The organism is Hydrogenophaga sp. (assembly GCF_030651625.1).
Taxonomy (GTDB): Bacteria; Pseudomonadota; Gammaproteobacteria; order Burkholderiales; family Burkholderiaceae_C; genus Hydrogenophaga.
This window is the reverse complement of record NZ_JAUSCF010000009.1, coordinates 119,802-141,159: the sequence shown is the minus strand read 5'-3', so window position 1 is coordinate 141,159 and position 21,358 is coordinate 119,802. Positions and strand designations below refer to the sequence as shown.

The following is a 21,358-nucleotide window of genomic DNA, read 5'->3' as shown; positions in this document are numbered from 1 at the left end:
CGCTGCCCCCTACAGGGGTGCGTCTCGCCTTGGGGCGGCCCGGCGGCAAGTTCTATGATGCCCCCACGCTCCACCGCTTCGCAGGTCGCTGCCCCCTACAGGGGTGCGTCTCGCCTTGGGGCGGCCCGGCGGCAAGACATGGGCTTCCTGCGATGAAATGCCCCTTCTGCGGACATCTCGAAACCCAGGTGGTGGAAACGCGCGTGTCGGAAGACGCAGGCTTCATTCGCCGCCGGCGGCAATGCGGCCACTGCGAAAAACGGTTCACCACCTACGAGCGGCCAGACGTGAGTTTCCCCGCCGTGGTGAAGAAAGACGGGCGCCGGGTGGACTACATTCCGGCCAAACTGCGCGCCTCGTTCAGCTTGGCGTTGCGCAAGCGCCCCGTGAGCACCGAACAGGTCGATGCAGCGATCGACCGCATTGAAGAAAAGCTGCTCAACCTGGGTGCACGTGAGGTGCCTGCAGCGCGGCTGGGCGAAATGGTGATGCGCGAGCTCAAGAAGCTCGACAAGGTGGCCTATATCCGCTTCGCCAGCGTGTACCGGAGCTTCGAGGACATTGATGATTTTCGGGCGCTGGTGGATGAAGTGAAGCGTTGAACTGGCGCAGAAAGTTCGCACGGTTTCCGGTTCAGTTGGCGTGTAGAACCGCACACAAGTGAATGCTTTCTGCCGCTGGTCGCGATGGCATTTGCTTTCGTCGGCAGGGATGACGAGCGGCTGTTACAGGAGGAGACACTCACCTCATGACCGGTCAACCTACCCACGCAATTCGCAGGCAGATCTGCATTTCCAGGGGCTTCACGCTCATAGAAATGATGGTTGTCGTGGCCATGCTCGCGGTTCTGCTCGCTTTGGCCGGACCCAGTTGGACACAGCTTCGAACCAGCACTGCGGTACGAACCATGGTCAACGACTACACGAGCTCTCTGTACTTGGCGAGATCAGAAGCGGTTCAGTTCAATTCCCCGGTCACGGTTTGTCCCAGTGACAATGGCCAAAACTGCACCAACAGCGATCTCGAAAACGGTTGGATCGTGATCCTCGGCTTACCTGCCGATGCCAATCCCGTCATTCGGCAAGACACGCTTCCTCGGGATTTCATTCGTTCTGGTTTTTCAACAGCAAACCGAACGATCACTTTCTTGCCAAACGGTCAACCGCTAGGGCTGCCACTGTTTTCTGTTCGCATTTGCCCCACGACGCCAGGTTTGGAGACACTCTCGCGAAATATAGTGATAAATCAAACTGGGCGCGTTCGTTTGGAACAACCAGGCGTGTGTCAGATCCCATGAAACATTGCATGTACACATTACCGTCCTATCAGCGCGGCGCCACGCTGATAGAAGTGCTGATCACCCTGTTGCTAGTGGCCATCGGTCTGCTGGGTGCGGCCGGACTCCAACTCGCATCCACTCGGTACCAGCAGACATCTGCTATGCGCACCCAGGCACTGCACCAAGCAGACTTCATTATCGAGAAAATGCGTGTCAACAATACCACCCTGACACTTGCCAATTTGGCAACTGCGGCAGCTAACCCCGATGGAGCTTATCTGGCGGCCAATGCTTACGCTGCGGCCGCAGTGTTGCCCGCAGATCCGGCGTGTGGACTCAACGCACAGCCGGCCTGCACCCCCGCACAAGCTGCACAACGCGACCTCCGCGAATGGCGCGAATCGCTTGCCCGTGAGTTGCCGGGCGGACGTGGCTCCATTTTTCCAGTGGAGGCTGCCGGGGTGACGGAACCCAATGCCCGGCGCGTTGTGGTGATGTGGAGGGAAAAGCCAGAACTTGAAACCGACAACGATGCTGCCTTGGGCATTGCCAGTAGGGAAGATGATACATGCCCGGCTCCAAGAGTGGACGGTGTTCGTTGTTTGAATCTTTGGGTCACCCCATGAATGCTCATCGTCAAAGAGGGTTAACGCTGATTGAGTTGCTCGTCAGCATTGCTATTGGCTTGATCATCTTGTTAGCCATTGGAACTGTTTATGTAAACTCCAATAACTTGATGAGGCAAAGAGAGGATCAGACCCAACTCAACGAACCGGCCAGAATCGCCACTGGCATCCTGCATCAAAACCTCGTTCAGGCAGGCTTCGTTGACATTTTTGACCTGAATGCAGCCAATAGGGCGCAGGCTTCCGCCATTTTTATTCCAGGCAACGAAGCGCTCACCAACTTGTTCTTGAGAAACCCGGCCGTCGCTCCTGTCTCCTCTCCCATCAGCACCATTTTCGCTGGCCTGACCCCTGTGTTTGGATGCGATGGCGCGATGACAAGCACGCCAAATGCAATACTAACCGCGGGGGCTCCGGCTGTGCAGGCATGTGGTGCGGCAAATGCTACACGGCACAGTTTGCAGATTGCCTATCAAGCCATTCCCAATGACGCTGCCAACGCAGCCAACAGCTTGATTGCAGCCAACCCGGCGGTCGGTGTTGGCGTGGACTGCCTGCAACAAAACGTCCCGGCGGGAACCACGTTTGTCATCAATCGATTTTTTGTAGAGGTCCCAGCGGCCGAAGGCATTCCACAACTTCGTTGCGCTGGCTCTGGCAACAATCAGGCCCAGAGTATGGCCCCGGGTGTGGAAGAGTTCATTCTTCGATACCAGATGTCAGCACCGGGCGCGCCGGGGGCAGCTGTTGCGGCCGGTGGTGGGCAGGCTCAGTATGTCAGCGCCGCAGCCGTTGCCGCCAGCGTGCAAGGCTGGTCGGCTGTGACAGCGGTTGAGATTTGCATCGTGTCAGCCACAGATGCCACGCGTGGTGCGGCAGCCCAGGGTACCACCGTGCTTCAGCCCACGCGCCCAACTTGCCAGCGGAATGCGGCGGGTGGTTTCGCACCCAATATCGCACGTGCAGCAGGGGACAACCGCTTGTGGAAACGCTTCACCTCGGTTGTGTCTTTGCGCAATGCTGTCTACGCTACGCCGCTCTGAGAGAACCATGATGAAGCCTACGTCTTCCCAACATGGATTTGTACTGATCACAAGCCTCATTTTCTTGATCGTGCTTTCCATTCTCGGCGTGATGGCCATGCGCGGCTCCCTGTTCGAGGAACGCATGGCCGCCAACGATCGGGACCGTGCCTTGGCCCGGGAGTATGCGGAAATGGCTCTGAGAGATGCTGAGCGAGACATACTGGGGATCCGCTTCAACGGAACCTTCTGTGCTGCAGTCGGTTGCGGAACTCTGCGACCAGCGGGTACAAGGCCCGCCAATGCGGTAGATGCAGGGAATTTCTGGATCGCAGCCAATCCCATCGTCGACGACATTGCCCTCGAGGACGGCGGTCTCGGTCAGGCTATGCCGCTGCAGGGCGTCTATTCCGCTGAGGCATCTACAGCCTGCGGCATGCCGGTCTGGAGTGGTGCCAACTGGGAAGACAATTCCAATCCACCGCGTGCGTGTGCGGGAACAATTGCCGCAGCAGTACCGACGATACGTTACGGGCAGTTCACGGATGCTCCCTTCGTGGGTCCCGACGGCGTCGCAGCGCCGCAGGGCATTCCCCCACCGAGATACATGATCGAGGTGTTCAAGGCTGCGGACTTGGGCATCATCGGCTCTTCAAACAAGATGTTTTTTCGAATCACGGCAGTGGGTTTTGGACGCACGGCAGGCCCCGCTGGTCTCACGTCAGTCACGCTTCAGTCCGTTTTTTCGCCACTTTGAGCTCTGATCAGGGAATTCGCAATGAAAACTAATCTTTTCTTAAAGCTGGGCACAGGCCTCATTTCAGCGTTTTTCGCGGCTAATTGTTGGGGCTATTTCTTTCCTACCCAGCAGCCCCCTGAGAGCACTGCTGTGCCAGGAAACGTGCTATTGGCATTATCTGTTGAATTTCCAACCGGTCTTCAGGTGTCCTATACCGCCGCCGACTATACGATTACCCAACGGTATGACGGGTATTTTGATAATAGAAAGTGCTACACCTACTCAACCACCAATGAGGCTTTTTCGCCAGTCAGTGCAATGAATGCCGATGCTACGTGTCCGGCAAACACCCAATGGAGCGGGAACTTCCTTAATTGGTTGACGATGTCCAACCTTGATCAGTTTCGTTCCGTCATGACGGGAGGTACGCGCGATAATTTTTCGTCCATGTCTACTACCCATGCGGGTGACACAACCGGTCGCACGGTATTGATCCGTTCGTTTAGCGATCGAAATGCTTACAACCCCATCAAGCGCATAAGAACAAATACTCCTGGGGTCCCCGCTGCACAGCGCCTTGCAGAAAAGTGGGTGCGCTCGGGGGGATACGGCTCAAAATTCGTCACCTCCAATGCCAGTAATTTTGTAGATTGGACTGGCGTTCAGCAACGTGCCACCTGTGCCGCTTCACCATTGCCTGGTAATGCAGGAACGAGTTGGTGTTTCAATATTCGCGTTGAGGTCTGCGTCCCGTCGCCTGCGTTCGGGGTGACCGGCAATGTGAGGGAAGCCAACTGCCAAGCGCGATACACAGGCGTCGCCAAGCCTGAAGGCTTGGTTCAGCAATATGCCAACAATCTCAGATTCGGCGCTTTTGGCTATTTGAGCCAGGATGGCAATGACCGCAGCGGAGGAGTGCTGAGGACACCTTTGAAGAGCGTTGGCGCACTGGAGGTGACGAGTTCAGGTGTCGTAGACAACACTATTGGGGACGCTACCAAAACCAACATGGAATGGAACCAATCCACTGGCATCATGTTCACGAACCCCGATACCATCGACTCGGGGCCCAGCGGAGTCAACAATTCGGGGTTGATGAATTACCTCAACAAATTCGGCTACGCTTCTGGCTACAAGAGCAACGACCCTGTCAGTGAGCTGTTCTACGCAGCCCAACTCTATTTGCGAGGACGTGCACCCCCAGCAGCATGGGTCAACAACATTACGCCGGCGCAACTGGACGGCTTTCCCGTGGTCACGGGATCAACCCTGCTCGCCGGCGGTACGCGCGATCCCATGATCAACACTTGCCAGCGGAACTTCATGCTGACCTTGGGTGACATCTTCACTCACTGTGATGGCAATTTACCGGGCTCAACACGTGCCAACTGCACAGGAGGCACGCCCACAGATCCAGACGGACTGAACGTTCAAAACCTGTGGACCACCACGCGAACCATGGAAGGCCTTGCTGAAAATGGCTGGGCTGGCGGAGCAAGCAATGGCACACCTTACATGGCAGGTCTGGCTCACTGGGCGAATACAAACGACATTCGTCCTGATCTTGAAGGCACACAAACCATCAGCACTTACATAGTTGACGTGATTGAAAACGGTAACAACGTGGGTGGGCTGCCTGCAGCGGCGACGCTGCGCTCCCAGTACTGGCTGGCCGCCAAGTACGGTGGGTTCGACACGGAAATCGCCCAGGGTAACAACCCGAATATTCCGAGGCCAACCACGGCCCCCACACCACCCAACCCACTGCCTTGGGACAAAAATGGAGACGGTATTCCCGACACATGGTTTGCGGGGAGCACACCAGCGCTTCTGCGCGCAGGTCTATCCAGTGCGTTTGCCGACATTGCCGCGAGGGCGAGTGTCGGGTCGGCATCAAGTGCTGCAGTGACCTCTAGTCGCCAGACTTCGGACAGTCAAATCATTTACGCCGGCTACAACCCAAGGGACTGGAGCGGTACCGTTCGCGCTTGCACACCCACACAAACCGCAGCACAGTGCAACAACACACCGGTTTGGGAAGCATCCAACTGGTTCAATACCACCTTTACTCCGCCCACGGGCTTGACCAGACTCAATGCCGCCAACCGCAAAATTTTCACCGCGTGGAGTAACACTGCATATACACGCATGCCGTTTCGCTGGGACTCCCTCAATACTGACCAGCGCCTCGTCTTGAATGTCGGGGGTATAGGGAGCGAGCGGGTTTCCTACCTTCGAGGGGATCGTGCCAATGAAACTGCTCTTTTCCGCCCTCGGGCACCAGGTCTCCTTGGCGATATCGTGAATTCTGGTGTAACGTTCTTGGCTGGCTCCAGCCCTGCCTACACAGGAACTAACTTCCCGGGGCACGCAGCGTACCGCGCAGCCACGAGGAATCGCGTACCAGTCGTTTACGTGGGCGCCAATGACGGCATGCTTCATGCCTTTTCGGGAGCAAACGGTCGCGAATTGTTCGGCTTCATTCCTTCGGCGGTGTTCAACAATCTGCCAGGACTCACCGAGCCTAATTTCCAGCACCGCTACTTTGTCGACAGCACACCGATGGTTGGGGACATACAGAGAACTGCAACCACATGGGGCACGGTGCTGGTCGGTGGCCTGGGTGCAGGGGGAAGAGGCTATTACGCCCTTGACATCACTACGCAAAACAGCTTTGCAACGGCAACGGAAGACGCACTGTCCAGCCTTCCCATGTGGGAGTTCACTTCCGCTCAAGATGGTGATCTGGGGTACACCTTCAACGAACCCTCGATCAACCCGGTCACAGGCGCCTACCAGCAAATTGCGAAAACGGCCGACTCTTCCACAGCGAGCGGTGAGTGGCGTGTGATCGTTGGCAATGGATTCGGGTCGAATGACGGCAGGGCTTTTTTGTACATGCTCAATGCCAACACCGGCGCCGTGGACGTCAAGCTTGAAGCCACTGGAGCGCCGGCTGGCGCAAACGGACTCGCGACTCCCACACCGGTGGACACGGATCTGGATGGCCTCATGGATACCGTATATGCGGGAGACGCACTTGGCAACATGCACAAGTTCCAGTATTCCCGAATCCAAGGCGGTAATTTTGTGGTGGCACGCCCCACGGAATCAGGTGGTGCGTGGCGGTACATCGGGGTTGTTTTCGCTAGTGGCGAACCGATCACCACGGCACCTTCAGTCGCCCAATCCTGTGACGGCAATGGATGGAATGTGGCATTTGGGACTGGCAAACTCAACGAAGATCCTGACTACACGGATACCGCACAACGAGGCTTCTATGGCGTGACCGACAGAGGCATATCATCTTCTTTGACCATTCCAGCAAGCGATATTGTGAACATTCCCTACACAGAGACGACTCTGCCAAGTGGCAATGTGACGCGTAACTGGACCACTCCGGATTTGACCGATCGGCGGGGGTGGAGGATGGTGTTTACCGGCGGTGAACGGGTACTCGGCAATCCGACCTTGCCCCCGGATACTGGCGCCGTGTTATTTGCAACGACCAGGCCTTCTGGGGATGTATGCGTGCCAGGGAATTCTGGATTCATCATGGCAGTCAATTTCTGCACCGGAAGGGGCGGTAACTTGGTGGTGGATGGCACGTTGGTTGGTGGCGTTGCGGTCGACTCGACAGGCGTGATCAAGGTGAGCAATACCTATGTCGATCAGTTCAACCGGCCGACGGTGGTATGCAATCAAGATGACTGCAAGGAAAATCCTCCAACCTTGAACATGTCTACCCCTCCTCGCGGTCGCTATTTCTGGCGTGAGATTCTCACCAAATAACCACATGACTCATCTAAAGATGCGAACGCAAATGGGGTTTACGCTCATCGAATTGATGATTGTGGTGGCGGTGATCTCGATATTGGCAGCAATCGCCGTCCCCAGCTACTCAGCTTACATCCAACGCAGCCACCGTGCAGAAGCCAAAAACTTTCTTCTGGCCGTGGCTCAGCGATTGGAGCAAAACTACACACTGTCGGGTAGCTACAACGTGACGCAGGACGGTGTCGCAGTCAACCAAGCGTTCATCAACCAAGCTGGGTTGAATCAGGTGCCTGCCGGTCCTGGCGCACGTTACAACATAAGCTTCGCTGCGGGGCCCGCAGCTGCCACATTCACCTTGCAAGCGGTTCCAGTGAACGCGCAAGCAAACGACGAATGTGGAATTCTGTTGCTCAATCAGCAAAATCTGAAGGGGGCTGGAAACGTCCTCAACAACCGAGCGGATTTGACCATTCGTTGTTGGGGCCGTTGATGCTTCCAATGGGCGCTGATTCTTTTCAGCGAGCCCTAAGCCTTGCCTCCAAATCTGTTGCTTCGTCTAACCCCAACCCAAGAGTGGGGTGCGTGATTGTGCAACCGGGAAGGGGCCTGATTGGCGAGGGCCACACCCAACCTGCAGGTGGTTCGCACGCCGAAGTCATGGCGCTTCGGAATGCCCAAGAACGCGACGAGTTTGTTCAAGGCGCCACCGTCTATGTCACCCTGGAGCCCTGTTCCCACCATGGACGCACCCCCCCGTGCTGCGATGCACTGATCGCCGCCGGGGTGGCCCGCGTCGTGGTGGCCACCGGCGATCCCAACCCGAAAGTCGCCGGCCAGGGACTGGACCGCCTGCGCGCCGCAGGCATCGAGGTGGAACTCTTGCCTGCGAGCAGCCCGGCATCGCAAGCATCCCGTGAACTCAACATCGGGTTTTTCAGCCGCATGATCCGGGGCACGCCCTGGGTGCGGATGAAAATGGCGGCGTCGCTGGACGGCACAACGGCGCTGGCCAACGGCACCAGCCAATGGATCACGTCCGCGGAAGCGCGCAGTGATGGTCACAGGTGGCGGGCGCGGGCGTGCGCGGTGCTCACCGGCATTGGAACGGTTCTTGAAGACGATCCCATGCTCGACGTACGGCTGGTGCCGGCCACCCGGCAGCCCCATCTGGTGATCGTGGACAGCCGGCTGGAAACGCCGCCAGATGCCCGGCTTTTTCAACCTGCCGCACACGGGTTGGCCCGCCAGATCTGGATCTATTGCGCGCAGCCGGACGCGGCAAGGCAGGCCGCGCTGGAGGCCCGGGGCGCGCAGATCAGGTGCCTGCCGGATGCCCATGGCAAGGTGGATCTGGACGGCATGTTGAAAGATCTGGCCCAGCGTGAGGTGAACGAACTGCACCTGGAAGCGGGGTACAAGCTGAACGGGTCTTTTCTTCGCGCCGGGCTGGTGGACGAATGCTTGCTCTACCTGGCCCCCACGCTGCTGGGGCAAGGCGCCGGCTTGTCGAATTTTGGGCCCCTGGGCCAATTGAGTGAAGGTCTGGCTTTGCAGTTCCAGTCGTTTGAGCAAGTGGGAAAAGACCTGCGCATTCTGGCCCGTGGTGTGGAAAGGGACCACTTTCTGAAGGGTTGATTCCATCGTTTCGCCGGGATGTTTCGGCGTTTGCAACAGGCGAAGCCAACCGCTGCCCGGAGAAGGCCGGCAAACCCTGCGAAAATACGCGAATGTTTACCGGCATCATCACCGGCGTGGGGCGCATCGCCGCCCTCCACGCTTTGGGCAGTTCTTTGGATCATGGCAGGCGGCTTGCTATCGAGGCGCCGCCAGGCTACCTCGACGACGTCGGCCTGGGCGACAGCATTGCGCTCAACGGCGCCTGCATGACGGTCACCTCGCTCGATCCGGACCAGCGGCAGTTCACGATCGACATTTCCGCCGAGTCACTGGCCCGCACCACCGGCCTGGCCGAACCAGGGCATCGCATCAACCTGGAAAAAGCCCTCAGGGCCAATGACCGCCTGGGCGGGCACATTGTGTCCGGGCATGTGGACGGCGTGGGCGAGGTGACGCATTTTGCGCAAGTGGGTGAAAGCTGGGAACTGCGGGTGATGGCGCCACCCTCGCTGGGAAAGTACCTGGCCTACAAGGGCTCCATCACGGTGAATGGCGTGAGCCTCACCGTGAACCAGATCACAGACAGCGCCCAAGGCTGCGAGTTCAGCATCAACCTCATTCCTCACACGGTTGAAAACACCGCCCTGGGCCAGCTGGCCAGGGGGCACACGGTCAACCTCGAAATCGACACCGTCGCGCGCTATGTGGAGCGCATGCTCAGCGCAGGCGCCCTACCCTCCAAGGAAAACGCATGAGCGCCACCGACACCCTGGCACCGGTCCAGATTTCGCCCGTTGAAGACATCGTTGCAGACATGCGCGCCGGTCGCATCGTCATTCTGGTCGACGAGGAAGACCGCGAGAACGAGGGCGATCTGGTGCTGGCAGCAGACCATGTCTCGCCTGAAGCCATCAACTTCATGGCACGCTACGGTCGCGGCCTGATCTGCCTGACGCTGACCCGTGAGCGTTGCGAGCGCCTGAACCTGCCCCCCATGGTGCCCCGCAATGGCACCAAGATGAGCACGGCTTTCACGGTTTCCATCGAAGCGGCAGAAGGGGTGACGACCGGCATTTCTGCCGCTGACCGGGCACGCACCGTTCAGGTGGCCGTGGCGGCCGGGGCGCAGGCCAGCGATCTGGTGCAGCCCGGCCACATCTTCCCCTTGCAGGCGGTTGAAGGCGGCGTACTCATGCGCGCCGGCCACACCGAAGCTGGCTGCGACCTCGCGGCCATGGCGGGCTGCAGTCCTTCGGCGGTGATCTGCGAAATCATGAAGGACGACGGCACCATGGCGCGCCTGCCCGATCTGCAGTTGTTTGCTGCGGAACATGGGCTGAAGATCGGCACCATTGCCGACCTGATCGAACACCGCAGCCGCCACGAGACGCTGGTGCAGAAGTTGGGCACGCGCCCGCTGCAAACCGCTTTCGGCGAGTTCAGCGCCACCGCTTTTCGCGACCAGCCCAGCGGCGCGTTGCACCTGGCGCTGGTCAAGGGCCAGTGGAGCGCTGACGTCTCGGTTCCGGTGCGGGTGCATGAACCCCTTTCGGTGCTCGACGCGCTGGAAGTGGGCCGCTCCATGCACAGCTGGAGCCTGGAGGCCAGCCTCCGCCACCTGGAGAAGGCGGGCATGGGTGTGGCGGTATTGCTCAACTGTGGCGAAACGGCTGCCCAGTTGCTGGACCAGTTTGAAGGCACAGCCCGCCCCGCCCAGGCACCAGAACGCGGGCGCATGGACCTGCGGACCTACGGCGTGGGCGCGCAGATTCTGCGCGAATGCGGCGTACATCGCATGCAGCTCTTGGGCAAACCTCGCCGCATGCCCAGCATGACGGGCTATGGGCTCGAAATCACCGGCTATCTGGGTCACGACGACTGAGCGGCTACGGGTCTCTGACCCATCCTTCAAAACAAACAGAAACGGAAACCCCCCATGTTTGGCGCAGACAAAGGCTCCACCGACTTGCTCGACGGCAAAAAAATGGCGGTGGGCATCGTGCAGGCCCGCTTCAATGAACCCATCACCAACGCGCTTTTCGAAGCTTGCCATGCCGAGCTGCTGGCCTTGGGCGTGCAGGAAAAGAACATCACCCACATCAAGGTACCCGGTGCCCTCGAAGTGCCGGTGGCCCTGCAGGCACTGGCCGAGCGTGACGATTTCGATGCGCTGATTGCGCTGGGCTGCATCATCCGCGGCGAAACCTACCACTTCGAGCTGGTCGCGAACGAATCTGGAGCCGGTGTGACGCGCCTGTCGCTGGACTACCAGATTCCGATTGCCAACGCCATTCTCACCACCGAAAACCTGGCACAGGCGGTCGCGCGCCAGGTGGACAAGGGCCGTGACGCGGCTCGGGTCGCGGTTGAAATGGCGCACGTGCTTGAACAGATTGCCTGACACCATGACCGACGCTTCCACCACGCCAACCACGCCTCCCAAGGCACGCAAGGCGGCCGACAAGTCGGCCCGAACCCGCGCACGCGAATTTGCCCTGCAGGCGCTGTACCAGCATCTGGTGGGCCGCAACGATGCGGGCGACATCGACGCCTTCACCCGCGATCTCAGTGGCTTTCACAAGGCCGACAGCGTGCACTACGACGCGTTGCTGCACGGCTGCATAGCGGGTGCGGCGACTCAAGACACGCTGATCGCACCGCTGCTGGACCGGCCCATGGCCGAGGTATCCCCCATCGAACACGCCGTGCTGTGGATCGGTGTGTACGAGTTCCAGCACTGCCTGGACGTGCCCTGGCGCGTGGTGCTCAACGAGTGCATTGAACTGGCCAAATCGTTCGGTGGCACCGACGGCCACAAGTATGTCAATGGTGTGCTGCACCAGCTGGCCGCCCAGCTGCGACCCGTGGAGGTCGCCTCGGCGCCGGCGAAGATTGGCGCACGCAAGAGCGCATCGAACCACTCAGGCAACGATGCATCCTGATCGCCCTGGGACCACGCCATGAAGATTTCCCGGCGGGCTCAGCGCGTCGAGCCTTTTTATGTCATGGAACTGGCCAAAGCCGCTGCGGCACAGGCGGCCTGTGCGCAGCCCGGCGACCGCCCGATGCTGTACCTCAACATCGGCGAACCCGATTTCACAGCGCCACCTCTGGTACAGGCCGCTGCCCAGCGCGCCATTCAGGCCGGCCACAGCCAGTACACGCAGGCCACCGGTCTGCCGGCCCTGAGGGAAGCCATCAGCGGCTGGTACGCCACACGTTTTGGTCTGGACATCGACCCTGGACGCATCATCGTCACGGCGGGTGCTTCAGCCGCCCTGCAACTGGCCTGCCTCACCCTGATCGACTCGGGTGATGAAGTGCTGATGCCCGATCCGAGCTACCCCTGCAATCGCCAGTTTGTGCAGGCCGCCGAGGGCCGTGCGGTGCTGATCCCGTCGGGGCCGGAGAACCGCTTCCAGCTCAGCGCTGCCCAGGTTGAAGCAGCCTGGGGAGAAGCCACCCGGGGTGTCTTGCTGGCCTCGCCTTCGAACCCCACGGGCACGTCGATCGCCCGCGACGAACTGGCACGCATTGCCCAGTGGGTTCGCAGCAAGGGCGGCGTGACGATGGTCGACGAAATCTACCTCGGCCTCAGTTTCGACGATGCCTATGGGCAAAGTGCACTGGGGCTGCGCGGCACCGACGGCACCGATCTGGGTGAAGACATCATCAGCATCAACAGCTTCTCCAAGTACTTCAACATGACCGGGTGGCGCCTGGGCTGGCTGGTGGTGCCTCAGGCCCTGGTGCCCTCAGTGGAGCGGCTGGCCCAGAACCTGTTCATCTGCGCCAGCACCATTGCGCAACATGCCGCGCTGGCCTGCTTTGCACCGGAAAGCCTGGCCGAATATGAACGCCGTCGCGCCGAGTTCAAGGCGCGGCGGGACCATTTCATTCCCGAACTCGATCGCCTGGGGCTGACGGTGCCCGTGATGCCGGACGGCGCCTTCTATGCCTGGGCCGACGTGGGCCAGTGGTGCCAGCGATGGGGCATTTCGCTCAAGGGTGAGCAACCGGATCAAGGGGGCAGCTGGGCGCTGGCCTTTGAACTGATGAAACGTTGCCAGATCGCGGCCACGCCCGGTCGCGACTTTGGTAGCGCAGAGCCTTGGCGCTACCTGCGGTTTTCCACCGCCAGTTCAATGCCGCACTTGCTGGAAGCGATTGACCGCCTGGAGCAAGCGCTGTGAACGTGGCAGAGGATCTTGGTGGCTTTCAGTGGCCGATCCGCGTCTACTGGGAAGACACCGACGCCGGTGGCATCGTCTTTTATGCCAACTACCTCAAGTTCTTTGAGCGTGCGCGCACGGAATGGCTGAGACATCTGGGCGTGGAGCAACAGCGTTTGCGCGACGAGATCGGCGGCATGTTCGTGGTCACCGACACTCAGGTGCGGTACCAGCGGCCGGCGCGGCTCGATGATTTTCTTCTGGTTACAGCGCGTGTGCTGGATGCGGGGCGTGCGTCGCTCACAATCGGGCAGTCCGCATACTGGCAAGCGCCATCAACCCGGGCGCCTGCCGAGGCACCTTCGAGCGCTATCGCACCGAAGGTGGGACAGCGTGATCCGGCGTCTGCCGGTCTGGTGTTGCTGTGCACGGGCACCATCCGCATCGGATGGGTCGATGCAGCCACCCTGCGTCCTCAACGCATTCCCGCCTCTGTATTGAACGCCCTCGGTATCACTTCCTGAAACTCGTTTCAGCCAGACGAAACCTTTTTTCGACTTCTCACTCCGAAGCCCATGACCGAAGATCTCTCGATTGTTCAATTGATGCTCAACGCCAGTTGGGTGGTGCAGGCGGTGGTGCTGCTGCTGATCGTCATGTCGATCGTGAGCTGGGCCGCGATCTTTCGCAAGATCTTCGCGATCAAGCGGGTGCAGAACCACAACGAAGGCTTCGAGCGCGAATTCTGGTCCGGCACCAACCTCAACGACCTTTACGCTGCGGCTGCGCAAAGTGCCCGGCATGGCGGCCCCATGGAGCGCATCTTCGCCAGTGGCATGCGCGAATACCAGAAACTGCGCGAACGCAAGATAACCGATGGCGGCACCTTGCTCGATGGTGCGCGCCGCGCCATGCGAGCCAGCTTCCAGCGCGAACTGGACGCGTTGGAGACCAACCTGTCTTTCCTGGGCACGGTGGGGTCCGTGGCGCCCTACATTGGCCTGTTCGGCACCGTCTGGGGCATCATGCACGCGTTCACCGGGCTGGCCTCCATGGCACAGGTCACGCTGGCGAGCGTGGCGCCCGGTATCGCCGAAGCACTGGTGGCCACCGCCATTGGCCTGTTTGCAGCCATCCCTGCCGTGGTCGCGTACAACCGTTTTGCGCACGACATTGACCGGGTGGCCAATGCCATGGAAACCTTCATGGAAGAGTTCTCCAACATCCTGCAGCGCAACCTCGGCGTGCACACGCCTGCTCCAACCCAAACCGCATCGGGACACTGAACATGCCAGCCGTCTCTTCGCGTGGTCGGGGTCGCCGCACCATCAACGAAATCAACATGGTGCCCTTCATCGATGTGATGCTGGTGCTGTTGATCATCTTCATGGTGACCGCCCCCCTCATCACGCCCAGCCAGATCGAACTGCCCACCGTGGGCCAGGCCGCGCGCCAGCCCGACAGGTTCGTGCAGGTGGTGATCGACAAGGACGAGCAGTTGAAAGTGCGCGAGGGCAGCGCCAGCGGCGAGGGCCAGGACGTGCCCCTGAGCCAGCTGGTCGAGCGCGTGAGCCAGTTGCAAGGCACAGCCGCAGAAGGCACCGCACCGGCACCCGTGGTGATCAGCGCCGACAAGAACGTGAAGTACGAAGCGGTGGTCAATGTCATGGACGCCCTGCAGCGCGCCGGCATCGAGCGTGTGGGTTTGTCGGTTCAGAGTTCGCGCTGAAATGAAACACCCCCGCGCCGCTTCGCGTCACCCCCTCAAGGGGGCGGCACTGGCCGTCCGTCCTGAGCTTGACGAAGGGCGGACCGGCGGTGCCCCTGGACTGGACCGCTTCATGCGTCGTGGGTTGCGCGCTTCGCGGTGGAGCAACTGACATGCTATCGACCGCTGACCATCTCGACCTGGCCCCTCCCCGCGCTGGCCGCTGGCTGGGCCCCGTGGGCCTTGCTCTGGGGGTTCACGCCGTGCTGATCATTGCCCTGACGTGGGGTGTGAACTGGAAGCACGACGACCCGACCGCCACCTTCGAGGCCGAGATCTGGTCGCGCCTGCCGCAGCAGGCAGCACCGCGCGCCGTGGAACCGCCGCCTCCGCCACCGCCACCGCCTCAACCCGAGCCAAAACCGGTACCGCCACCTCCTCCCACTCCTGCCCCCGCTCCCGCGCCTCCGCCGCCTGCCCCGAACGAGGCTCAGATTGCGATGGAGCAGGCCAAGAAGAAAGCAGAAGCTGAAAAACGGGAGCGCGACGCCGCCGCCAGGAAAGCAGCGGAGGCGAAGAAGGCCGCCGAGGCCAAGAGAGCTGAAGAACTGAAAGCCGCCGAAGCCAAGGCGGCGGCCGAGAAGCGTGCTCAGGCTGCAAAGGAGCTGAAGGAAAGGCAGGCCAGGGAAGCGGCCGAAAAGCGGGAACGCGATCTCAAGCTGGCACAGGAACGAGAAGCAGCCACCCTGAAAGCCGCCCGCGACGAGCAAATGCGTCGCATCGCGGGTCTGGCTGGTGCCACCGGAGGCCCACAGTCGAGCGGCACAGCTCAGCAATCCAGCGGGCCATCTCCCGGTTACGCCGGCCGCGTGGCGGCTCGCATCCGTCCCAACGTGCTGTTCACCGAAATGGCGCCAGGCAACCCACGCGCCGAAATCGAGATTCGCACTCAGCCGGATGGCACCATCACATCGAGCCGGCTCGTGAAGAGCAGCGGCAACCCGGCCTGGGATGCCGCTGCCTTGCGTGCGATCGAGCGAACGGGCACCTTACCCAGTGACACCGATGGTCGCGTACCTTCTTCACTGATCATCGGCCTGCGACCGCAGGACTGATGGACCCCGCCCAGCCCGGGCGCCTGACGGGTCATCAACGCAGCAGCAACGTAGGGATGCGTGCAGAGCGCAGCAGGTCGGCGGTCTTGCTGCCCATCACCAGGCTGCGCAAGGGCGAGTGGGTGTACGCGCCCATCATCAGCAGGTCGATGCCTTTGCTGCGCACGGTTTCGCCGATCACGGTCTCCGGGTCGCCTGGCACGATCTCGGTCACCACACCAAAACCGGCGGCTTCCAGCTTGGCGCGGGCCCATTCCATCTGCTTCGGCCCGTCCTGGCTGGATTTGCCCGACATCACGATGTGAATGGGCAAGCCCTGGAACAGCGGGCTCGCAGCCACCATTTCCACCCCTTTGCGTGTGATGCTGCTGCCGTCGAAGGCAATCAGCACACGCTCGGGCGGTCTGAAGCCCTCGGTGACCGCGAGGATCGGGCGTTGCAAGGCGCGCACCACCCATTCGACGTTGCGGCCCAGATCGCGCTGGGTGTTGACGGCCGAAGCGCCTCTGCGACCCAGCACGAACAGGCGCACCTCGTGCTGCTGTTCGGTCAGCGTTTCTTCCAGATCGCCGTGGCGCTGGCGCGTGTCCACGGTGGGCACGCCTGCGGCCAGTGCCCGCTCGCGCAAGGCGTTGAGAAAGATGCGTCCGCTGTCGCGGGCGGCACGGCTCCTGGCTTCGTCTTCGTTGGTGAGTTGCGTGAGCAGGTTTTCCTGGGCATTGGCGCCAATGGAGCCGCTGTGATCCTGGCTGGCACCCACTGCGGGGTGGCGATCGATCACGTGCAGGAACTCCAGCGGGGCACTCATGCGCAGGGCGGCCCAGGCGGCGTAGTCGGCCACGTGGTTGGCATAGGCCGACTGGTCGACGCAGGCGAGCACTTTGTTGTCCAGGTTCATGTCTGATTCTTGCGTGTTCATTTTTTCGTGGCGCCGGAGCGCCAACCGTTTCGAGTGAAGCGGTTCAGTCCAGGGCACCGCCGGGCCGCCCTTCGTCAAGCTCAGGACGGACGGCCAGTGCCGCCCCCTTGAGGGGGTGACGCGAAGCGGCGCGGGGGTGTTTCATCTCAATGTCCCATCAGCATGTCGTCGGCGCCGTCCTTGTCGTGTACCGCGAAGCGGTCGACCATGGTGGCGCTGGCTTCGTTGAGGCCGATCACCTCCACTTCTGTACCCTCGCGGCGGAATTTGAGAATCACCTTGTCAAGCGCGCTGATGGCGGTGATGTCCCAGAAGTGCGCACGGCTCACGTCGATGCGTACCTTCTCGATCACTTCCTTGAAATCGAACGAGGCAATGAAGCGGTCGGCCGACGCAAAGAACACCTGGCCCAGGATGGTGTAGGTGCGGGTGCGGCCTTCGGCTTCAGACAGCGAGCGCACGCGCAGGATCTGCCCCACCTTGTGCGCAAAGAAAAAGCCGGAGAGCAACACGCCGGTGAGCACGCCTTTGGCCAGGTCGTGCATGGCCACGGTGACTGCCACGGTGGCGATCATCACAAAGCTGGAGCTCTTGGGGTGATCGCGCAGGTTGCGGATGGAGCCCCAGTTGAAGGTGCCGATGGACACCATGATCATGACCGCCACCAGGGCGGCCATGGGGATCTGGCCGACCCAGTCGCCCAGGAACACCACCATCAACAAAAGGAAGATGCCCGCCGACAAGGTGGAAAGCCGCCCGCGACCACCCGACTTGATGTTGATGATGGACTGGCCGATCATGGCGCAGCCGGCCATGCCGCCAATGAAGCCGCTGGTGATGTTGGCCACGCCCTGTCCCACACACTCGCGGTCCTTGTCGCTCTTGGTGTCGGTCAGGTCGTCCACGATCGTGGCGGTCATGAGCGATTCCAGCAATCCCACCACCATCAGCGTCAGCGAGTAAGGAAGGATGATCCGGAGCGTCTCGAAGGTGAGGGGGATGTCAGGGATCAGGAAGAACGGCAGGCTGTCGGGCAGCTCGCCCATGTCGCCCACGGTGCGGATGTCCATGTCCATGAAGATGGCCACACCGGTGAGCACGACGATGGTCACCAGTGGCGATGGCACCGCTTTGGTGATGTATGGCAGGCCGTAGATGATGGCCAGACCAGCAGCGGTCATGGCGTACACGTGCCAGGTGACGTTGGTGAGCTCGGGCAGTTGCGCCATGAAGATCAATATCGCCAGGGCATTGACGAAGCCAGTGACCACCGATCGGGATACGAAACGCATCAATGCGCCCAGATGCACCCAGCCGGCAATGATCTGCAGCACGCCGGTGAGCACGGTCGCTGCCAGCAGGTACTGCAAGCCGTGGTCTTTCACCAAGGTGACCATTACCAACGCCATGGCCCCGGTGGCGGCAGAAATCATGCCCGGACGACCTCCGGTGAAAGCGATCACCACCGCAATACAGAACGAGGCATACAGCCCCACTTTGGGGTCCACGCCCGCGATGATGGAGAAAGCAATGGCCTCGGGAATCAGTGCCAGCGCGACCACCAGGCCGGCCAGCAGATCATTGCGCACGTTGGACAACCAGTCCTGTCGGAAATTCTTGATCAATTCGGATACTCCGCCTCGCCGAACAAATCCGGTGGGCCGTCAAACACAAAACTGGGGGGAAACCAAACGCGAGCCGCTGGCGTTTCAAACGCAGCGCTCACGCCCAACCGACTGCAGCGCTGGCCTGGCGTGCGCAGGCCAGCAGAGTCACTCAACACCACGTCAGGCATGCCACGCTGCCTGCCTTCAGGGGCAATGCGCATGACAACGGACGAAAGGGTCGGGTGAACGGATTTACAAGGGCGGCTCCGGGGTGGCGCAAGAGGGGTTGTGCGTGCCTTGGCGGCACCCCCTGATGGCTCGGGAAAACCCGCATTGTAACGAACTGTCTGCACGGGACCCACCCCGCGTGACGCCAGACACTGGCTGCGCAACCGCTGCGGAAGGCAATGGAGTGCAGCACAGGCAATGCATTTCGTCATCCAGCGCTCATTCAGCCGCGACAGCTCTACCCCCGGTGACTTCGCGCAGCACGCGCTCCAGCTCGGCCGCCTCCACCGGCTTGTGCAACACAGCGGCAAAGCCGGACTTCAACAGTTCAAGTCTTTCGTCGGTGCCAATGTTGCCACTCATGAGCACGATGGGAGGCGGGTTGCTGGTGTTGCGAATGCGTCTGGCCAGTCCTCGTCCATCCAGATTGGGCATGGTCATGTCGGTCAACACCACGTCCCAGGGCGTCAGGCTCTGCGTGAAAAACTTCCAGCCCTCTTCGCCATCGCGGGCACGCGTGACCCGCCACCCCTGCCGCTCGAGCAGGCGGCTCCAGGCATGGCGAACGAGTTGATCGTCGTCCACGAAGAGCAGATGGTGCCCTGCTTGCAAGGGGTCGGCTGCAGATGCGGTGGTGACTTCCTGCTGCCCCTCGACAGCCGGCAGGTACAAGGTCAGACAGGCGCCTTCACCCGGTGGACTGACGATTCCGATGGCACCGCCGTGCCTGGCCATGATGCCGTGCGCCACAGACAGCCCGAGGCCAGTGCCTCGTCCCACGGTCTTGGTGGTGAAGAACGGATCGAACACACGGTGCAGGTGCTCGGCGGCAATGCCGCTGCCTTCATCGCGCACGCTCAGGCACACGTAGCGGCCCACCGGCAGACCAGCCGCCTCGGGAAGACTTGCGATGGGCGTGCCAGGCTGCAGATCAAAGGCATCAAGCGTCAGGTGAATGGTGCCTTCACCCTCCATGGCGTCGGACGCGTTCATCATCAGGTTGACCAGCACCTGCTGCATTTGCGTGGGGTCGGCTTGTACCCAGTCTTCATCGGTCAGCTGACAGACCTCCACCTGGCTGCGGCGGATCAGCCCGGAAGCCACGAGTGCGCGAGCATCGTCAATCAACTTGCCAAGCCGCAAATGCGCCATGCGCGGTGGCGACTGGCGGCTGTAGGCAAGCAGCTGGCGCATCAGCCCATCGGCATACCGTGTGGCCTTGAGCGTCTGTTGCAAGGCTTCGTGGCTCGGGTGCGTCGGATCGAGGTCTTCCACCGCCATCTTGGTCCAACCGGTGATCGCGGCCAGCGAGTTGTTGAAGTCGTGCGCAATGCCGCTGATGAACCGGCCCAGGGCCTCGATCTTCTGGCTTTGCAGCAATTGCATTTGCAGCGCTTCCTGCTCCACGTGGGCCTCGCGTTGTGCCACCGCGTCGCGCCGGACGCGGTCGAGCAACTGGTTGATGCCGCGCTCCAGGCGCCCCAGTTCGTCGCTGCCCTCTGAATGCGCGCCCACCGAACCTTTGAGGTCGCCATCCATGATTGCCTTCAGATCGTCATGCAGGCCCTGGACACGCCGCAACACCATGCGGTTCAACAGGAAGACCAGCAACAGGCTGGCAAGAAGACCGGCCAGGCCTGCCAGGGTCACACCAGTCCATACCAGCGTGCTCGCCACCTGTTGCAGGCGCCGGTCCAGCGCAAAGATCAGCTCGGCCACCGGCAGGCCCTGGTGGTCCACCAGCACGGCGTGCAGATCGTGCTGCTTGGCGTCTCTCGCTTGCACATGCACGAGATCTCCTGCATGACCGGGATCGACCAGCGAAAGCCGCGTCGGCATCATCAGCACCTGGGCCAGGCGCTCCAGCTCGGCCTCGCCCAGACGGCGCACCATGACCATGGCACCCTCCACGACCGGGTTCGCAACGTCCGGCCGGTGCACCGTCGCGCCCACCACGATCTCGAGTTGTCCATCTGAGACGCGCATGGTTTTCAGGAGGGCCTTCGCATCGCCGCCGGCCAAGGTGGGCGCGATGAGATCGCGCAAGGCATTGACACGGTCCGCATCCACCTCGCCGAGTTCGTCGCCTCCCACGAGCGCGACCGTCGCCACGGTGTTGCCCGCTGCATTGAGCACCACCACTTCGGCCACACCCAGGTACCCGAGGTTTTCTGTGTCGAAGTTGTCACGCAGGAAACCAGCTTCCTGACCCTGCACAAACGCGACCGCATCGACCCAGAAAGCGTAGTCGCGCACGGTGGCGCTCAGTGTCTGGACTTGCTGATCCACCACCCGACGGGCGCGCTCGCCTTCCGTGGCCGCGCGGTCGGCTTCCAGGCGATCAAACGAATCGCGAACGATGTATCGAGCGCCCAACATGGCACCACCAGCACAGAGCCCGACGATGACCAGTATCAGCACCCAGGCTTTGTGTTGCAGTTTCATGGATAGCGTCTGTATCGGCTGGCCGCTGTCCTAGTTGAGCTTGCAAAGCCCACCACCCGTGCGCAATCGCACGAAAAGCCACCGCGGTGTGGCTTTCAACCGAC

The 21,358-nt window shown here is 61.1% G+C and carries 20 protein-coding genes; 17 read left to right on the top strand and 3 right to left on the bottom strand.

What is annotated here, in order from left to right; translation table 11 throughout:
• Positions 1 to 152: 152 nt before the first annotated feature.
• From nrdR to tolA, 17 genes are all read left to right on the top strand, one after another.
• Positions 153 to 602 (top strand): transcriptional regulator NrdR, encoded by a 450-nt coding sequence (gene nrdR, locus Q7V46_RS04150; protein WP_304912250.1) that lies wholly within the window; start codon positions 153 to 155, stop codon positions 600 to 602.
• Positions 603 to 748: 146 nt separating this feature from the next.
• Positions 749 to 1,297 (top strand): GspH/FimT family pseudopilin, encoded by a 549-nt coding sequence (locus Q7V46_RS04145; protein WP_304912249.1) that lies wholly within the window; start codon positions 749 to 751, stop codon positions 1,295 to 1,297.
• A gap of 8 nt (positions 1,298 to 1,305) precedes the next feature.
• Positions 1,306 to 1,905, top strand: coding sequence for a type IV pilus modification protein PilV (gene pilV, locus Q7V46_RS04140; RefSeq protein WP_304912248.1), 600 nt, complete (start codon positions 1,306 to 1,308; stop codon positions 1,903 to 1,905).
• The gene (locus tag Q7V46_RS04135) at positions 1,902 to 2,948 is read left to right on the top strand and encodes a PilW family protein (protein ID WP_304912247.1); all 1,047 of its coding nucleotides are present in this window, start codon (positions 1,902 to 1,904) and stop codon (positions 2,946 to 2,948) included. Before pilV ends, Q7V46_RS04135 begins: the two co-directional genes overlap by 4 nt.
• 7 nt (positions 2,949 to 2,955) lie before the next feature.
• The gene (locus tag Q7V46_RS04130) at positions 2,956 to 3,684 is read left to right on the top strand and encodes a PilX N-terminal domain-containing pilus assembly protein (RefSeq protein ID WP_304912246.1); all 729 of its coding nucleotides are present in this window, start codon (positions 2,956 to 2,958) and stop codon (positions 3,682 to 3,684) included.
• Between the two features lie 21 nt (positions 3,685 to 3,705).
• Positions 3,706 to 7,458: a pilus assembly protein gene (locus Q7V46_RS04125; RefSeq protein WP_304912245.1), complete on the top strand. Its 3,753-nt coding sequence runs from the start codon at positions 3,706 to 3,708 to the stop codon at positions 7,456 to 7,458.
• 4 nt (positions 7,459 to 7,462) lie between these two features.
• Entirely contained in the window at positions 7,463 to 7,933 is a 471-nt protein-coding gene (locus tag Q7V46_RS04120) for a type IV pilin protein (RefSeq protein ID WP_304912244.1), read from the top strand.
• Positions 7,933 to 9,078 (top strand): bifunctional diaminohydroxyphosphoribosylaminopyrimidine deaminase/5-amino-6-(5-phosphoribosylamino)uracil reductase RibD, encoded by a 1,146-nt coding sequence (gene ribD, locus Q7V46_RS04115; protein ID WP_304912243.1) that lies wholly within the window; start codon positions 7,933 to 7,935, stop codon positions 9,076 to 9,078. Before Q7V46_RS04120 ends, ribD begins: the two co-directional genes overlap by 1 nt.
• A 92-nt stretch (positions 9,079 to 9,170) precedes the next feature.
• Positions 9,171 to 9,815, top strand: coding sequence for a riboflavin synthase (locus Q7V46_RS04110; RefSeq protein ID WP_304912242.1), 645 nt, complete (start codon positions 9,171 to 9,173; stop codon positions 9,813 to 9,815).
• Positions 9,812 to 10,942: a bifunctional 3,4-dihydroxy-2-butanone-4-phosphate synthase/GTP cyclohydrolase II gene (gene ribBA, locus Q7V46_RS04105; protein ID WP_304912241.1), complete on the top strand. Its 1,131-nt coding sequence runs from the start codon at positions 9,812 to 9,814 to the stop codon at positions 10,940 to 10,942. The genes Q7V46_RS04110 and ribBA overlap by 4 nt, the downstream gene beginning before the upstream one ends.
• Before the next feature lie 54 nt (positions 10,943 to 10,996).
• Positions 10,997 to 11,461 (top strand): 6,7-dimethyl-8-ribityllumazine synthase, encoded by a 465-nt coding sequence (gene ribH, locus Q7V46_RS04100; protein WP_304912240.1) that lies wholly within the window; start codon positions 10,997 to 10,999, stop codon positions 11,459 to 11,461.
• Between the two features lie 4 nt (positions 11,462 to 11,465).
• The gene (nusB, locus tag Q7V46_RS04095; protein ID WP_304912239.1) at positions 11,466 to 12,002 is read left to right on the top strand and encodes a transcription antitermination factor NusB; all 537 of its coding nucleotides are present in this window, start codon (positions 11,466 to 11,468) and stop codon (positions 12,000 to 12,002) included.
• 18 nt (positions 12,003 to 12,020) lie between these two features.
• Positions 12,021 to 13,253 (top strand): pyridoxal phosphate-dependent aminotransferase, encoded by a 1,233-nt coding sequence (locus tag Q7V46_RS04090; RefSeq protein ID WP_304912238.1) that lies wholly within the window; start codon positions 12,021 to 12,023, stop codon positions 13,251 to 13,253.
• Positions 13,254 to 13,255: 2 nt separating this feature from the next.
• Positions 13,256 to 13,756, top strand: coding sequence for a YbgC/FadM family acyl-CoA thioesterase (locus Q7V46_RS04085; protein WP_304912237.1), 501 nt, complete (start codon positions 13,256 to 13,258; stop codon positions 13,754 to 13,756).
• A gap of 51 nt (positions 13,757 to 13,807) precedes the next feature.
• Positions 13,808 to 14,518: a protein TolQ gene (gene tolQ, locus Q7V46_RS04080; RefSeq protein WP_304912236.1), complete on the top strand. Its 711-nt coding sequence runs from the start codon at positions 13,808 to 13,810 to the stop codon at positions 14,516 to 14,518.
• 2 nt (positions 14,519 to 14,520) lie between these two features.
• Positions 14,521 to 14,961, top strand: a complete 441-nt coding sequence (locus Q7V46_RS04075) for a biopolymer transporter ExbD (RefSeq protein ID WP_304912235.1) — start codon at positions 14,521 to 14,523, stop codon at positions 14,959 to 14,961.
• A gap of 152 nt (positions 14,962 to 15,113) precedes the next feature.
• A complete protein-coding gene (gene tolA / locus Q7V46_RS04070; RefSeq protein ID WP_304912234.1) occupies positions 15,114 to 16,055 on the top strand; it encodes a cell envelope integrity protein TolA in 942 nt (313 codons plus the stop codon).
• A 34-nt stretch (positions 16,056 to 16,089) separates the two neighbouring features.
• On the opposite strand, the gene Q7V46_RS04065 is transcribed toward tolA, so the two are convergent.
• The 3 genes from Q7V46_RS04065 to Q7V46_RS04055 all read right to left on the bottom strand — a co-directional run bounded on the left by Q7V46_RS04065 (position 16,090) and on the right by Q7V46_RS04055 (position 21,254).
• Positions 16,090 to 16,953, bottom strand: coding sequence for a universal stress protein (locus Q7V46_RS04065; RefSeq protein ID WP_304912233.1), 864 nt, complete (start codon positions 16,951 to 16,953; stop codon positions 16,090 to 16,092).
• Between the two features lie 167 nt (positions 16,954 to 17,120).
• A complete protein-coding gene (locus Q7V46_RS04060) occupies positions 17,121 to 18,599 on the bottom strand; it encodes a SulP family inorganic anion transporter (RefSeq protein WP_304912232.1) in 1,479 nt (492 codons plus the stop codon).
• A gap of 429 nt (positions 18,600 to 19,028) precedes the next feature.
• Complete coding sequence (locus tag Q7V46_RS04055) at positions 19,029 to 21,254, bottom strand: ATP-binding protein (protein ID WP_304912231.1); 2,226 nt, start codon at positions 21,252 to 21,254, stop codon at positions 19,029 to 19,031.
• Positions 21,255 to 21,358: the final 104 nt, after the last annotated feature.

Excerpts from the sequence above, each read along its gene's own strand:
- nrdR (WP_304912250.1), top strand. The coding sequence starts at position 153 with ATGAAATGCCCCTTCTGCGGACATCTCGAAACCCAGGTGGTGGAAACG.
- Q7V46_RS04145 (WP_304912249.1), top strand. The coding sequence starts at position 749 with ATGACCGGTCAACCTACCCACGCAATTCGCAGGCAGATCTGCATTTCC.
- pilV (WP_304912248.1), top strand. The coding sequence starts at position 1,306 with ATGTACACATTACCGTCCTATCAGCGCGGCGCCACGCTGATAGAAGTG.
- Q7V46_RS04135 (WP_304912247.1), top strand. The coding sequence starts at position 1,902 with ATGAATGCTCATCGTCAAAGAGGGTTAACGCTGATTGAGTTGCTCGTC.
- Q7V46_RS04130 (WP_304912246.1), top strand. The coding sequence starts at position 2,956 with ATGATGAAGCCTACGTCTTCCCAACATGGATTTGTACTGATCACAAGC.
- Q7V46_RS04125 (WP_304912245.1), top strand. The coding sequence starts at position 3,706 with ATGAAAACTAATCTTTTCTTAAAGCTGGGCACAGGCCTCATTTCAGCG.
- Q7V46_RS04120 (WP_304912244.1), top strand. The coding sequence starts at position 7,463 with ATGACTCATCTAAAGATGCGAACGCAAATGGGGTTTACGCTCATCGAA.
- ribD (WP_304912243.1), top strand. The coding sequence starts at position 7,933 with ATGCTTCCAATGGGCGCTGATTCTTTTCAGCGAGCCCTAAGCCTTGCC.
- Q7V46_RS04110 (WP_304912242.1), top strand. The coding sequence starts at position 9,171 with ATGTTTACCGGCATCATCACCGGCGTGGGGCGCATCGCCGCCCTCCAC.
- ribBA (WP_304912241.1), top strand. The coding sequence starts at position 9,812 with ATGAGCGCCACCGACACCCTGGCACCGGTCCAGATTTCGCCCGTTGAA.
- ribH (WP_304912240.1), top strand. The coding sequence starts at position 10,997 with ATGTTTGGCGCAGACAAAGGCTCCACCGACTTGCTCGACGGCAAAAAA.
- nusB (WP_304912239.1), top strand. The coding sequence starts at position 11,466 with ATGACCGACGCTTCCACCACGCCAACCACGCCTCCCAAGGCACGCAAG.
- Q7V46_RS04090 (WP_304912238.1), top strand. The coding sequence starts at position 12,021 with ATGAAGATTTCCCGGCGGGCTCAGCGCGTCGAGCCTTTTTATGTCATG.
- tolQ (WP_304912236.1), top strand. The coding sequence starts at position 13,808 with ATGACCGAAGATCTCTCGATTGTTCAATTGATGCTCAACGCCAGTTGG.
- Q7V46_RS04075 (WP_304912235.1), top strand. The coding sequence starts at position 14,521 with ATGCCAGCCGTCTCTTCGCGTGGTCGGGGTCGCCGCACCATCAACGAA.
- tolA (WP_304912234.1), top strand. The coding sequence starts at position 15,114 with ATGCTATCGACCGCTGACCATCTCGACCTGGCCCCTCCCCGCGCTGGC.
- Q7V46_RS04065 (WP_304912233.1), bottom strand. The coding sequence starts at position 16,953 with ATGAACCTGGACAACAAAGTGCTCGCCTGCGTCGACCAGTCGGCCTAT.
- Q7V46_RS04055 (WP_304912231.1), bottom strand. The coding sequence starts at position 21,254 with ATGAAACTGCAACACAAAGCCTGGGTGCTGATACTGGTCATCGTCGGG.